The organism is Microlunatus elymi, assembly GCF_007362775.1.
Taxonomy (GTDB): domain Bacteria; phylum Actinomycetota; class Actinomycetes; order Propionibacteriales; family Propionibacteriaceae; genus Microlunatus; species Microlunatus elymi.
In genome coordinates this window covers 31796-45506 of record NZ_CP041692.1, presented here as the reverse complement: position 1 = coordinate 45506, position 13711 = coordinate 31796, and the positions used below count along the sequence as shown (strand labels likewise).

Below are 13711 nucleotides of genomic sequence, written 5' to 3'. Positions count from 1 at the left end.
TACGCGTCGGCGGAATTCGGTGCGATTCGGCGCCGACGGGTGAACGCGTAGACACATCTCATCGTCTGTCAGGTCACCAACCCGGCCTGGTAGGCGATCACCACCAGCTGCGCCCGATCCCGGGCCTGCAGCTTGACCATCGTTCGGCTGACATGGGTACGGGCCGTGGCCGGGCTGACCACCAGCCGGTCGGCAATCTCGTCGTTGCTCAAGCCCTCGCCGACCAGCCCGAGCACCTCGGTCTCCCGATCGGTCAGCTCGCCCAGCAGCGGATGCGGCTTGTGCACGGCCGGCCGGGAACCGGTGAAGGAGGAGATAACCCGGCGGGTCACCGACGGGCTCAGCAACGACTCGCCCGAGGCCGCTACCCGGATCGCCCGGATGAAGTCGGCCGGGTCGCTGTCCTTGATCAAGAATCCGCTGGCACCGCTGGACAGTGCCTCGAACACATACTCGTCCAGCTCGAACGTGGTCAGCATCACCACCTTGGTCTCGGCCGTCGCCGGATCGGATTTGATCTTGGCCAGCGCCTGCAGGCCGTCCGCCAGCGGCATCCGGACATCCATCAACACCACGTCGGGATGCAAGCGCCGAACCAGGTCGACGATCTCGTGCCCGTTGCCCGCCTCACCGACCAGTTCAAGATCATCTTCTGCGTCCAGCAGGACGCGCAGACCCATCCGGACCAGCGGTTGATCATCGGCCAGCGCGACGGTGATCGTCATGTCGTACTCCTGTTGGTCAGCAACGGAAACTCCGCGTGCACGCCGAATCCGCGATCCGGCAGTGGACCGGCCCAGACGGTACCGCCGACCGATGATGCCCGTTCGGCCATCCCGATCAGGCCGTTGCCGCCGCTGTCGCGAGCGGCGGCAGTGCTGCGGACCGGCGGCCCGTCATCGCTGATGTCGATCACCAGCGACTCCGGTTCGCGGTGGATTCGTACCGTAGCGGTGGCTCGGCCGGCATGCTTGGCGACGTTGGTCAAGCCCTCCTGGACGATGCGGTACGCTGCCGAGTCGACCGGACCGGGCAGGTCGTCCACAGTGTCGTCCATGATCAACTCAACCGCACCGCCTGCCCGGCGAAACGACGCCACCAACTCGGGGACCCGTTGCAGTCCCGCCACCGGCGCCCGTTGCTCACCGGTGTCGGTTGCCTCGCCGCGGAAGACGCCCAGCGTCGCCCGCAACTCGTCCAGCGCGTTCTTGCTGGTGGATCGGATGGCCTGCAGCGATTCGGTGATCTTGGTGCTGTCACCCGCCGCGCCGTCGGCAGCACCCGCGCCGCGTTCCTTGTCCAACACGTACAGGGCCACACCTGCCTGCATGTTGATCACCGAAAGGCTGTGCCCGATCAGGTCATGCACGTCCCGGGCGATCCGCAGTCGTTCCTGGTACGCTGCCCGCCGCAGCTCCAGCTGCCGGGTCCGCCGGCCGGCATCGAGCCGGTTGCGCCGCAGGGTGGCGAACAGTGCCGGCATCAACATCGCCGCGGACAACATGATCAAGGTGCTGTAGAAGGTCGGATCGGTCAGCCCGAAGTAGTCCTCGGAGACGAAACCGGCCCAGATCATCGGCGCCAGCAGCACCGTCCAGGGCGCCCATCGGCGCACGCTCAACCGCATCGCCATGGTGACCAGACCGAGCGCCGGGGCCACCAGCACCGGCCCGAACGGCAGCCCTGCAGCCAGATAGCCGGTCGCGCCGACGACCGTGATCGCGTACCCGGTTCGAGGCCGAACCCGCCGGAACGCGATCCCCAGCATCAAGATCAACACCCAGATCAGTGCGATCCAGGTGTACGGCTCACCAAGATCAGCGCGGAACGACGGCGGCGACCAGGTCTCAACATGGCCGCGGCCCGGGTGCGCCCACGGTGGCCCCATCGGAAACTCGGCTCCACTCCGACCGAGGGGCTGCTGGGAGAGTTCGGCAAAGATGCGGGCCACCGCCAACGACCCGGAACCGATCACCAGCGCCAACGGGACGTCCAGCAACAGCAGCCGCGACTTCGAATCGGCCACCGTCCACCTCCCTCCCTGTGAGCAGTTCATGACACTACTGGGCCGGTAGCGCCGAGACATCGCATCACCGACGTAGCCGCGCTACGTCGGCTGACGTAGTGAAGGTGTCGCCTGACAGCCGATGCGGGGGAGGCTGACGCGTTGAATCGTGGGTCGCATGAATCCACACGGTTGGGGCGGCCCGGGCCCCGGTTTCCACACCTGGGGCGGCGGTGTGCCGTTCTTCGCACCATTTCTAGGAGTTGTCATGTTTCTGCTCACCCTGCTGCTGATCGGCGCCGTGCTGTTCTTCCTGGCCCGCAAGGGCAAGATCGGTCCGCCGCCATGGGCTGCCGGCGGCAACCGGATCGGTCCGTTGAGTCCGGAGTTCGAGGCGCGCAAGCTGCTGGCCACCCGGTTCGCCAACGGGGAGATCGCCAGCGACGAGTTCCTCGAGCGCGCCGCCGCACTGAACTGGACGCCCGGAGTTGATCACCATCCGCAGAACGGGAAGAAGTCGAAGTCCTGAGCCGCACTGATGCCGACGGCGATAACTCAGGAATCGGCACACTCGTCAGCTCTGTCCGGCCGCGCTGAGCGTGCGACCGGGCCGGGAAGCCCAACGAGTGTGCCGATTCCTGAGTTAACTTCCCGAGGATCAGGTTCAGCTCGGCTCGCGCGCGACAACTGTGGCCGCAGTGGCGACCACTTCGACCAGTTGGTCGGGGTAGCCGAATGCCGCCACTCCGAGCAGCGTGCTGGGCGCATCGTGTTCGCCGAACCCATTTCGCACCACCCGCCAGGCCGTTGTGAGGTCGGAACGATCGGACGAGGCGACGTACACCGTCGTCTGCAGCACGTCGGTGAGCTCCGCTCCGGCGTCGCCGAGTGCCTGCTCCAGATTGGCCATCACCTGCCGCGCCTGCCCGGCGACGTCACCGACCGCGACGGTGTTGCCGTCCGAATCCAGCGGGCAGGCGCCCGCGGTGAAGATCATCCGGAGACCGGCGGCATCGACCGTGGCGGCGTAGGCGTATTCGGCAGTCTCGGACAGAACAGCGGAACGGATGAGTCGGACGGCTGACATGACCCGGACGGTAGCTGAATTCGATCTCGACGGCGACGGGTTCGGGAGTCCGTGTGGCACTTGACGAGGCCCAGATCGGCGACGAGTCTTGACCCTGTCTGCGTGCCCCGTCCGAAAGCGCACGCAACGACCCGACGGAGAGGTCATGTCCGAAGCAGTGTTGCTGGTGGGCACCCGGAAAGGCTTGTGGATCGGACGATCCGACGAGCGTCGTACGGCCTGGGAGTTCGACGATCCCAGGTTCCTGATGGAGGCGGTGTACGGAGTCGGCGTCGACACCCGTGGCGACCGGCCGCGGATCTTCGTCAGCGGCACCAGCGAGCATTGGGGCCCGGGCGTCTACTACTCCGATGATCTTGGCCGGACCTGGACCGAGACCCAGGGTGCGGCGGTCCGGTTCGAGCCCGACCTGGGCGCCAGTGTCGAGCGGGTCTGGCAGATCCAACCGGCCTCGGCGGCCGAACCCGACGTGATCTACGCCGGCACCCAGCCGTCGGCGTTGTTCCGGTCGGAGGACCGGGGCGAGTCGTTCCAGTTGATCCGGCCGCTGTGGGACCACCCGCATCGCGAACACTGGGACGCCGGCTACGGCGGTCAGGCGATCCACACCATCGTGCCGAATCCGAAGGACAAGGACCGGCTGACGGTCGCGATGTCCACCGGCGGCGTCTACCGGACCAGCGACGCCGGGCAGAGCTGGGCGCCGGCGAACGTCGGCATCAAGGCGTACTTCATGCCCGACCCGTGGCCGGAGTACGGGCAGTGCGTGCACAAGGTCGCCGCGCATCCGACCAACCCGGACCGGATGTACGCCCAGAACCATCACGGCGTCTACCGCTCCGACGACGGCGGCGAGCACTGGAACTCGATCGCCGAGGGTCTGCCCAGCGACTTCGGCTTCCCGATCGTGGTGCATCCCAACCAGCCCGACACGGTCTTCGTGTTCCCGCTGGTGGCCGACGGCCAGCGAATCCCGCCCGAGGGAAGGGCTCGGGTCTGGCGGTCGACCGACGCCGGCGAACACTGGACGGCCACCGACGACGGCCTGCCGGACAGCTTCTATGCGGCCGTGATGCGGGACGCGTTCAGCGCCGACAACGCCGCCGACGCCGGGCTCTACTTCGGCGCTCGCGACGGCACCCTGTACGGCACCACCGACGACGGCGAGCACTGGCAGCAGCTGGCCGCACACCTGCCTGACATCTACTCCGTCCGCGCCGTGGTCGCCTGAGATCCATAACGACCTCACAGCAACACCACCCGAATCTGGGGTTAGGCTGGCCTAAGTACGCCGCCCGACCCACAGCCGCACCAGTTGCGGCCAGCCGCACCAGCTGCACCCGGTGCGGCTGGCCGCAACTGGTGCGGCTGTGGCGGGACGACCCGGACATCTCGAGGAGTTGCATGCCCCAGCAGGCCGAAGGTTCCCAGTCACCCGCCCGCACACCGAAGCCGCGCAAGATTCGTACCGCGACGGTTGCCCGCAAACAGTGGCTCAACCCGGACATGGTCCGGCTCTATTTCACCGGGCCGGATCTCTCCGAGTTGCCGGAGCTCACCTTCACCGATCACTACGTGAAGATCCTGTTCCCGCCGGCGGGTGCGGATTTCAGCTGGCCGTTCGACCCGGATGCGCTGCGGGAGAGTGCACCGGCCGATCAGTGGCCGGTCACCAGGACCTACACGATCCGCTCCTTCGACCGCGACTCCGGCGAACTGGCGATCGACTTCGTCGTGCACGGCGACGAGGGGCTGGCCGGGCCGTGGGCCGCGGCAGCCGAGCCCGGTGCGCAGATCGGATTCCGCGGTCCGGGCGGGGCGTACGCGCCGCAGGACGATTTCGACAGCCATCTGCTGGCCGGTGACGAGGCCGCCATCCCCGCGATCGCCGCGGCGTTGGATCGGCTGCCCGCCCACGCCCGGGCAACGGTCTATCTGGAGGTGTCCGACAGCGAGCATCATCAGCCGCTGCCGGCCGAGGATCGGACCAGCGTGGTCTGGGTCCACCGCGGCGATCGGCCCTACGGCGAACCGCTGGCCCGGACCGTACGAGAGCAGGGCCTGCCGGACGGAAAACTGCAGGTCTTCATCCACGGCAATGCCGAGATGATCAAGGATCTGCGACGCTACCTGTTCGTCGAGCAGCACTTGGACCGGCGCCAGGTCTCCATCTCGGGCTACTGGCGGACCGGGCAGAACGAGGACGCCTGGCAGTCCGGCAAGCGGGAATTCATGGCGCAGGTCGAGGCCGCAGAAGCGGCCGACCTGAAGGTCTGAGCCGGGGAGCTGACAGAAAATTCGGCTCCGGCCGGCCGATTCGGTCCCGAACTCTCCGCGCCCGGCATTAGGCTCGGCTGCCGTGCACCTGCTCGAATACGGAGCCGTCACCGACCGCGGCACGGTCCGCAGCGTCAATGAGGACAGCATCCTTGCCTCGCCGCCGGTCTTTGTCGTTGCCGACGGCGTCGGCGGAAACGCCGACGGTGAATTGGCCAGCGCGATCGTGGTGGAGGAGTTCGGCAAGCTGGCGCGCCGGCCGGTGATCGACGCGGACGCGGTCAGCGCCACCATCCAGGCCGCCCATCTCCGGGTCCGCGGTTTGAACGTCGCCGACGAGCCGCACGGTCCGAGCAGCACCGCGGTCGGCGCGGTCGGACTGCTGGCCGGTGAGGAACCGTACTGGCTGGTGTTCAACATCGGCGACAGCAGGATCTACCGGTTGCCGGCCCACCCGAGCGAAGGTGCCGACGAGCGCGAACTCAGCCAGATCAGCGTTGACCACTCGCACGTCCAGGAACTCGTCGACGCCGGCGTGATCACCGCCGATCAGGCCGCGGGGCATCCCGACCGCAATCTGGTCACCCGGGCGATCGGCGCCGAGGCCGACTGCGAACCGGACTTCTGGATGATTCCGATGGTTCCCGGCGACCGGTTGCTGATCTGTTCCGACGGACTGCTGGCGGCGCCGTACGCGGACCTGTTGGGTCGGCTGCTGCAGCCGTCCGAAGCGGCGGCAGCGGCCGACGATCTGCTGCAGCTCGCGCTGGCTGCCGGTGCGACCGACAACGTCTCGATCATCGTGGTCGACGTCGCGGCCGTCGCCGCCGGTGAGCCGGAATCGGACGAGGTGACCTCGGTGCAGCCGCACCCGCATGCCCCTGTCCCGGATTCTGTATAAGCGCATCGATGGCAGCACCATTACGCTCGGACCGGGCGGCCCGCAGCGGCCGGGGGGAATGTATGTCGGGGCAGACAGAGGACTAGGGGCAAACCGATGACGAACGCGAAGCAGGGGGCGGATGCCGAGCCCCACGGGATCGGGCCGCATTGGACGAGCCAGTGGCGGGCGCGCTACCGCCCGGGCGATTGGCTGGTGCTGGCCGGACCGACCTCGTTGGTGTTGATGCAGCCGGCTGCCCCGCAGTGGTCGGACCTGATCGAGGTGGTCTGGGAGGAGGTCGTCGGCGCGGCATCGATTCAGGAGTTGGCGGCTCGGCTGGCCGACTTCCGGCTGGACGCGATGCCCGACTTCGCGGCGATCTTCTGGGATCACGGTGGCATGCGGTCACTGGTACGGGGTGCGGTCAAGCTGGTCGATCCGAAGTCCGGACAGTCGGTGGCCGACGGCCAGGGCGTACAGACCTGGACCGAGATCGGCCTCGGCGACCTGCAGCAGGTGGAGTTGCGGGCCGGCGAACAGAACGAGGGCGAGCAACTCGAGTTGCCGCTGGTGATCGGCGCGGTCGGCGCCTCCCGGGTGCTGCTGGACTGCTCCGAACCGATCCAGATCCGCTCCCCGCAGGGCACCTTCGTCGGCGACCAGGAAGCTCTTCGCCTGCTGTCCGCGCCCGAGGATTCCACAACGGGCGCTGAGCTTGTCGAAGGGCCGTCGGCCGAGTCAGCAGCGAGGACAGCCGAACCGGCAGCGAAGCTCCCTGGGCCGGTCGAAGGGCAGACCTCCGAGTCCGCCACACCTGCTGCGGTGGCCGCGGCCGCGTTGTCCACCGCGGCCCAGCCGGAGCCGACGGTACGCCTTGATCCCGCCGAGTCCGGCCAGACCGTGTTCGCCAGCAGTCTGCCCGGACTTCAACTCTCGGATTCCCAGCACCGTCCCGTGCTCGGGGTGCTGCACCCGTCCAGTGGCGGCCAGGTGGTGGTCGATCGTCCGGTGGTGATCGGCCGGTCGCCGGTGGCCAGCCGCGTCCGCAGCGATCAGTTGCCGCGGTTGCTGACGGTGCCGAGCCCGAGTCACGACATCAGCCGGACCCACGTCCAGGTGGCGCCGCAGGAGGGCCGGTTGGTGGTCACGGATCTGAATTCGACCAACGGCACCATCCTGGTCTCGCCCGACGGCCGGCGCAGCGATCTGCGGCCGGGCGTCGGCGTGCCGCTGGAGTACGGCAGCCTGATCGACCTCGGCGATGGGATCACCATTGCGGTCGACCGCGGCTGAGGTGAGCCCGGTGGCGCCGGCAGAGACGGAGTACGGCGACCGGTCGGCCGGGCTGCCCGACGGCGTGCACCTGGCGCGGTTGGGCCGCCGACTGGCCGCCTTCGCGATCGACGTGATCCTGCCGTACCTGGTGTTGGTGATCGGCCTGATCCTGCTCGGCACCGACGGCCCGAACGTGCCGTCGATGATCTGCGGCGTCCTGGTCGCAGGGTGGGCGGCGCTGTCCTGGTGGCTGTACGCGACCCGCGCGGCCGGAGTCGGGATGCGGCTGCTCGGCCTGCAAGTCGTCGGGCTGCACGACGGCCGCCCGATCGGCTGGGGTCGGGCGCTGCTGCGCGGCGTGATCCTCCTGCTGCTCTGCGCCAGCACCATCGTCTTGATCATCATGGCGGCGCTGATGTTGACCCAACGACGCCGGCAGGGCTGGCACGATCTGGCTGCCGACTCGGTGGTGATCGAGGCGCGCCCGCTGGCTCCGCCGCGGACCAAGATCACCGAACCGGCGGTCGCTCCGGCCGCTGTTGATCATGAATTCGTCTCTCTGATCGAGGAGCCGGATGATCATGAACCCGGTGATCAGCACGTCGATGATCTTCAGCAGCCGGCCCGTCCGGTCGAACGGACCGATCTGATCGAGGAAGTCGAGCCGGAGCAGGAGACCCGGGTTGCGGCCGCGGTCCAGTCGTCCGGCGAAGCCGACCCGGATGAGCCGGCTCCGCTGCCACCCAACCAGGGTTGGCTTGTCGTGCTGGAGGACGGCCGGCAGGTGCCGATCAACCGGCTCGTCCTGGTCGGCCGCAACCCCCAGCCACGGGCCGGCGAGGACGACGTCCAGTTGATCAAGGTGGTCGACGAGGCGCGTACGGTGTCGAAGACGCACCTGGCGATCAACGTCGACGCGCGTGGGGTGTCGATCACCGACCGCGGATCGACGAACGGGACCGCGATCACCGACGCCGACGGCGGGTACGAGTTGCTCGTCCCTGAGGTGCCGCGACGGATCCACACCCCGGGCTACCTGATTTCGTTCGGCAAGCACAAGATCCGGATCGCCCGCAGCGCACGGTGAACGCGGATCCGGGCTACGCCTGGATCCAGGCTAAGGTCTGGCCCATGCTTCTTTCGGATCGCGACATCAAGGCCGAGATCGAGTCCGGTCAGATCGCGCTCGACCCGTATTCGCCGGAGATGATCCAGCCGGCCAGTATCGACGTCCGGCTGGATCGGCTGTTCCGGGTCTTCGAGAATCATCGCTATCCGCACATCGACCCGGCCGAGGATCAGTCCGAGCTGACCCGCGAGGTCGAGCCGGCCGGCGACGACCCGTTCATCCTGCATCCGGGGGAGTTCGTGCTCGGATCCACCTACGAGGTGGTCACCCTCGGCGATCAGATCGCCGCCCGGCTGGAGGGCAAGTCCTCGCTGGGCCGGCTCGGTCTGCTCACGCACTCCACCGCCGGCTTCATCGATCCCGGCTTCTCCGGGCACGTCACGTTGGAGTTGTCCAACGTCGCCACGCTGCCGATCAAGCTCTGGCCGGGGATGAAGATCGGCCAGTTCTGCTTCTTCCGGCTGTCGTCGCCGGCCGAACACCCCTACGGCACGGCCGCGTACGGCTCTCGCTACCAGGGGCAGCGTGGTCCGACCCCGAGCCGGTCCGGCAGCAACTTCCACCGCACCAGGATCTGAACCAAAGCCCTGAGCTTGTCGAAGGGCCGGTACGGATCTCACGAGGGAGAGGGGCGGCTCACGTTGACCGGTCGCCAGGCGACTGCCGGTGTCGCCGGCTCGGGCGCCAGGCGGTCGGCCGCGCGACGGAGCATGGCCGCCATCCGGTTACGCGCCCGCAGTTCCGGATGCGCGAGTCGGCACTCCTCGACCATCCGCTGGTGTTCGGCTTCCCGGCGCAGTTCCTCGCCGCGAAGCCGGACCAGCGACATTCCTGTGTACGGGTCGATGTAGTCGTTCTCGATCATGATCGTCGGTCCTTTCACCTGGTGGACGGCAGGCCTCAGGCGCGATAGATGGAAACGTCACCGCTGGCGGTGGACGCCTTGATGCTGACGAACGGTTCGCCCGCGGCCGGTTGGGTGCTGGCCTCCAGGCTGATGTCGACATCTCCGCTGACCGAGTTCACGTCCAGCCAGGCCGGCAGTTCGCCGGCCACACCGACGCTGATCGATCCGGAGGCGCACCGAAGCTCGAGTGCACCGGCCGCCGACGGCACGTCGATGTCGCCCGAGGCGGTGTTGGCGCGCAGGACGCCGTTGAACTCGCGGATGCGTACGTCGCCGGAGGCCGATTTCGCTTGCAGGTTTGCCGTTGCTCGATCAATGGTGACGTCACCCGAACCGCTGGTCAGGTCGCTGCCGGATCCGGTCAGCGTGCCGACGCCGATGTCGCCGGAGCCGGTGTTGCAACGCAGCGAGGTTGCCTCGCTGACGCCCACGTCGCCGGATCCGGTGTTGATCTTGGTCGCTCCCAGCGGCACCCGGACGTCGACATCGGCGGAGCCGGTGCTGGTGATCAGATCCGTACCGGCCGGCACGGCCAGGTCGACGTACACCTGAGGCGAGCGGAATCGCCACTGGGGGAAGGAGATCCGCAGTTGATCATGAGACTGATGCACCGTCACCTCCTGCAGGAGGTCCGGCTGGCTGCTGTTGATCGAACCGGTGACCTTGCCGTCGGCGGACTCGGTGATGGTGACCGCTCCGCCGCCGACGTTGTTGATCAGGATCGACTTCACACCGTCGTAGGCGACATCGATGGTGCTCACTTGACCCATCCCTTCACGTTGCGGCCGCGGCGCTGGTGGCCCGGCCTGGACTGTTCCCCTCCGAACACACCACCGGGACCGAAGATCCCTTCCGGGCCGAAGATGCCCTGCGGACCCAGGGGACCGTTGGGCCCGAAGACCTCGTTGACGCCGGGGATCGACGAACCCGACGGCGGGGTCGGTGGCGTGGGCGGAATGGGTACGAGCGCGTTCTGAATCGCCCGGACCAGCCACGCGTTGGTCGAGATCCCCTCGCTGTCGGCGGCCTCGTCGACCTTGTTCTTGACCGAGGCCGGCAGCCGGAGGCTTACTCGTACCATCGGCTCGTCCTCGTCGGGCTCGTCGGTGATCTCCGCTTCCGGTTCCGCCTCCCGCTCCTGCTGTTGGGCCGCCGGCTGATCCGGCAGGATCAGCGTCGGCTCGGCCGACTGCGGCACGTGCACGGTGAAGTTCGGGTTGCCGTCGACCACCCGCAACTCGACCGACCCCGGGGCCAGCTCCGCGCTGATCTCGGTGGTGGCATCGGAGATCGCGTCCAGCAGCGCCAGCCGGGCCGAGGAACCGACCGCGGTGCCGAGCCGGCGCGCCACCTCCTGGGTGTTTTCATCGGCCAATGCGGCCGCGTCGACGATCCCGCTTCGTACGGTGTCGACATGCTTTGAAATGTCCATGACGCCAGCATGACACCATTGTGGTGTCATACGCAAGACAATATGGCGCCATTTTGAAGTTTTGTGGTGTCAGTGGGTTAGGACTGCTCGTCGGCGCCGGCGCCCCGGTGAACGGACTCGAGCAGGAGTTGGGCAACGTCCAGCACCTCGACCGATTCCGGTGCCTGGCCCTCGGACTGCCGTGCCGTCAGACCGTCGGACAGCATCACCCGGCAGAACGGGCAGCCGGTCGCAATCGCCGCACTGCCGTCGACCTGCTGGAGGCCGGCGTTCAACGTCTCGATCGCCTCGTCGGTCCGGTTCAGGTTGATCCGGGTGCCGATCTTCTCCTCCATCCACATCCGAGCGCCACCGGCACCGCAGCAGAAGGAACGCTCCTTGTTACGCGGCATCTCCGCGAAGGTGGTGCCGGGCAGCGAACCGAGCAGATCCCGCGGCGGGTCGTAGATCTGGTTGTGCCGGCCCAGGTAACACGGATCGTGGTAGGTGATCGTCCGGCCACCCACCGCGCCGGCCGGCGGTGCCACCGGGGTCAGTTTGCCCTCGCGGACGAGCCGGTTCAGCAGCTGGGTGTGGTGCACGACTTCAAGATCAACACCGACCTGCGGATACTCGTTCTTCAACGTGTTCAGGCAGTGCGCGCAGGTGACCACGACCTTGTGTGCCTTGGCATGTTTGAGCGTCTCCGCGTTCTCCAGCGCGAGTTGCTGGAAGACGAATTCGTTGCCGGCGCGGCGTGCCGGGTCGCCGGTGCAGGTCTCGCCGTTTCCCAACACGGCAAAGGAAACTCCGGCGGTGTGCAGTAACTCGGCGACGGCCTGGGTGGTCTTCTTGGCCCGGTCCTCGTACGCTCCCGCGCAGCCGACCCAGAACAGATACTCGACCTCGGTCAGGTCCTCCACGTCAACACCGATCACCGGCACCTCGAAGTCGAGCTCCTTGGTCCATTCGAGCCGCTTGCGCTGGCTCATGTTCCACGGATTGCCCTTCTTCTCCAGGCCCTTGAAGAGTCCACTCAGCTCGCTCGGGAACTCCGATTCGATCATCACCTGGTAGCGCCGCATGTCCATGATGTGATCAACATGTTCGATGTCGACCGGGCATTGCTGGACGCAGGCACCACAGGACGTACACGACCACAGGACGTCCGGATCGATCACGCCGGCCAGCCCGTCGGTCACCTGGATCGGGCCGACCAGTGGACGCTCCGCCTCCTGCATGGTCGCGGTGGCCAGACTGCCGCGGGCCTCCTCCGCGGCCAGCAGGTACGGGGCCTTGGCGTGAGCATGATCGCGAAGATCGGTGATCAACAACTTCGGCGACAGCGGCTTCTGGGTGTTCCAGGCCGGGCACTGACTCTGACAACGGCCGCACTCGGTGCAGGTGGTGAAGTCCAGCAGTCCCTTCCAGGTGAAGTCCTCGACCTTGCCGACGCCGAGTGGGGTGTCCTCGTCGATGTCCTCGAGTTCGGCGAAATTCAACGGCTCACTGTTGACCATGATCGGTTGCAGCGGGCCCAGCGCCGGCTTGCCGTCGGACTCGCGCTTGAACCAGATGTTGAACCAGGCAAGGAATCTGTGCCAGCCGACACCCATGGTGATGTTCAGGCCGAAGATCGCCAGCATCAGCATCGAGATCAAGATCTTGATCATGGCGACAACGATGATCGCGTCGGCCACACTGTCGTACGAGATTCCGGCGGGCAGCAGGAAGTTGGTCAGCGGGAAGTGCCAGCGGGTGGTCTCCTCGCCGAGCAGTTGGAACTCCAGCGCCCGCAGCAGCAGCACGCAGATCACCACCGAGAGCACGGTGGCCTCGATGTAGTACGCCTGGCCCAGATTCGAACCGTAGAAGCGAGATGAGCGGCCGCGGCGCAGATTGACCTGGCGGTAGATGATCAAGAACACGATCGCCAGCAGGCTGAGCCAGGCGATGCTCTCGCTCAGCCACTCGTACACGATCCAGTGGCCGATGATCGGCAGCGCGAACGCCGGGTCGAAGATCTGCCCGTACGCGGTGGCCAAGCTGAACAGCAACGCGCCGAACGCGATGAAGACGAACCAGTGAGCGATCCCGATGTGACTCCACTGCAGCATCCGGGAATGCAGCAGCGTCTCCTTGATCATGTGACCCCAGCGCTTGCCCGGCTGGTCGCGGCGGCGTCCGTGCACCGAACGACCGGTCCGTACCACCGTCACGATCCGGCTGATGCCATAGATGAACAGCCCGAAGCCCGCCGCCGTCGCCGCCAGGCACAGCACGATCGCCAGAATCCTCATCAATCCTCCGTACGCACAGCCGGCGCCCTCGCTCGTCCTGGCAGTCAGTCTTCACCATCCGCCCGGTCCGCCAGATGTTACCCGCGAGTAACTACGCCGTCGAGCCAGCCCGGACCGCCACCAAACACCCTTGAACTTGTCGAAGGTCCGCAACCAAAGGGCCGTGAGCTTGTCGAAGGACCGTGACGCGGGCTTGTGGACTCATCGAAGAGCGCTGAGCCTGTCGAAGCACCGGATTCCGGGTGCCGGACGGCCAAGAGCGGTCAGCTACTGGGACTCTCCGCGCGAAGACACCAGGACGCGCCGCGCCCGCTGTGCTTCGCCAGCCGTACGAATTGCAGGAGGTTCGAGTCAATCCGGGGCGAATATGGGTGTCGTACCTCCTGAGATTCGGTGCCTCGGGAGACCTGCAAAGCGAACTCTTCTTGTTCAGCGCG

At 67.1% G+C, this 13711-nt stretch carries 14 protein-coding genes; 7 read left to right on the top strand and 7 right to left on the bottom strand.

Features of this window, described 5'->3' with window-relative positions; all coding sequences use genetic code 11:
* Window positions 1-68: 68 nt before the first annotated feature.
* Both FOE78_RS00205 and FOE78_RS00200 read right to left on the bottom strand, forming a co-directional pair.
* Complete coding sequence (locus FOE78_RS00205; RefSeq protein WP_143984536.1) at window positions 69-725, bottom strand: response regulator; 657 nt, start codon at window positions 723-725, stop codon at window positions 69-71.
* Window positions 722-2026, bottom strand: coding sequence for a sensor histidine kinase (locus tag FOE78_RS00200; protein ID WP_168207288.1), 1305 nt, complete (start codon window positions 2024-2026; stop codon window positions 722-724). The genes FOE78_RS00205 and FOE78_RS00200 overlap by 4 nt, the downstream gene beginning before the upstream one ends.
* Before the next feature lie 247 nt (window positions 2027-2273).
* Between FOE78_RS00200 and FOE78_RS00195 the strand changes: the two genes are divergently transcribed.
* Window positions 2274-2534, top strand: coding sequence for an SHOCT domain-containing protein (locus FOE78_RS00195; protein WP_210414733.1), 261 nt, complete (start codon window positions 2274-2276; stop codon window positions 2532-2534).
* Between the two features lie 135 nt (window positions 2535-2669).
* On the opposite strand, the gene FOE78_RS00190 is transcribed toward FOE78_RS00195, so the two are convergent.
* The gene (locus FOE78_RS00190; RefSeq protein ID WP_143984533.1) at window positions 2670-3092 is read right to left on the bottom strand and encodes a RidA family protein; all 423 of its coding nucleotides are present in this window, start codon (window positions 3090-3092) and stop codon (window positions 2670-2672) included.
* A gap of 145 nt (window positions 3093-3237) precedes the next feature.
* Here FOE78_RS00190 and FOE78_RS00185 point away from each other — a divergent pair, with 145 nt between their 5' ends.
* The 6 genes from FOE78_RS00185 (at window position 3238) to dcd (ending at window position 9234) form a co-directional block, all read left to right on the top strand.
* A complete protein-coding gene (locus tag FOE78_RS00185; RefSeq protein WP_143984532.1) occupies window positions 3238-4323 on the top strand; it encodes a WD40/YVTN/BNR-like repeat-containing protein in 1086 nt (361 codons plus the stop codon).
* A 173-nt stretch (window positions 4324-4496) separates the two neighbouring features.
* A complete protein-coding gene (locus tag FOE78_RS00180) occupies window positions 4497-5369 on the top strand; it encodes a siderophore-interacting protein (RefSeq protein ID WP_143984531.1) in 873 nt (290 codons plus the stop codon).
* An 82-nt stretch (window positions 5370-5451) separates the two neighbouring features.
* Window positions 5452-6270, top strand: coding sequence for a PP2C family protein-serine/threonine phosphatase (locus FOE78_RS00175; RefSeq protein WP_168207287.1), 819 nt, complete (start codon window positions 5452-5454; stop codon window positions 6268-6270).
* Window positions 6271-6366: 96 nt separating this feature from the next.
* On the top strand, window positions 6367-7545 hold the full coding sequence (locus tag FOE78_RS00170) for an FHA domain-containing protein (protein WP_143984529.1): 1179 nt from the start codon (window positions 6367-6369) through the stop codon (window positions 7543-7545).
* A 10-nt stretch (window positions 7546-7555) separates the two neighbouring features.
* Window positions 7556-8614: an RDD family protein gene (locus FOE78_RS00165; protein WP_168207286.1), complete on the top strand. Its 1059-nt coding sequence runs from the start codon at window positions 7556-7558 to the stop codon at window positions 8612-8614.
* 44 nt (window positions 8615-8658) lie between these two features.
* Window positions 8659-9234, top strand: a complete 576-nt coding sequence (dcd, locus tag FOE78_RS00160) for a dCTP deaminase (RefSeq protein ID WP_143984527.1) — start codon at window positions 8659-8661, stop codon at window positions 9232-9234.
* A gap of 38 nt (window positions 9235-9272) precedes the next feature.
* Here the strand turns inward: dcd and FOE78_RS00155 are convergent, their stop codons facing one another.
* The 4 genes from FOE78_RS00155 to FOE78_RS00140 all read right to left on the bottom strand — a co-directional run bounded on the left by FOE78_RS00155 (window position 9273) and on the right by FOE78_RS00140 (window position 13274).
* Window positions 9273-9521, bottom strand: a complete 249-nt coding sequence (locus tag FOE78_RS00155; protein WP_143984526.1) for a hypothetical protein — start codon at window positions 9519-9521, stop codon at window positions 9273-9275.
* 35 nt (window positions 9522-9556) lie between these two features.
* Entirely contained in the window at window positions 9557-10324 is a 768-nt protein-coding gene (locus tag FOE78_RS00150) for a DUF4097 family beta strand repeat-containing protein (RefSeq protein WP_168207285.1), read from the bottom strand.
* Window positions 10321-10995, bottom strand: coding sequence for a hypothetical protein (locus FOE78_RS00145; protein WP_143984524.1), 675 nt, complete (start codon window positions 10993-10995; stop codon window positions 10321-10323). Before FOE78_RS00145 ends, FOE78_RS00150 begins: the two co-directional genes overlap by 4 nt.
* A gap of 77 nt (window positions 10996-11072) precedes the next feature.
* Entirely contained in the window at window positions 11073-13274 is a 2202-nt protein-coding gene (locus FOE78_RS00140; RefSeq protein WP_143984523.1) for a (Fe-S)-binding protein, read from the bottom strand.
* Window positions 13275-13711 lie beyond the last annotated feature (437 nt).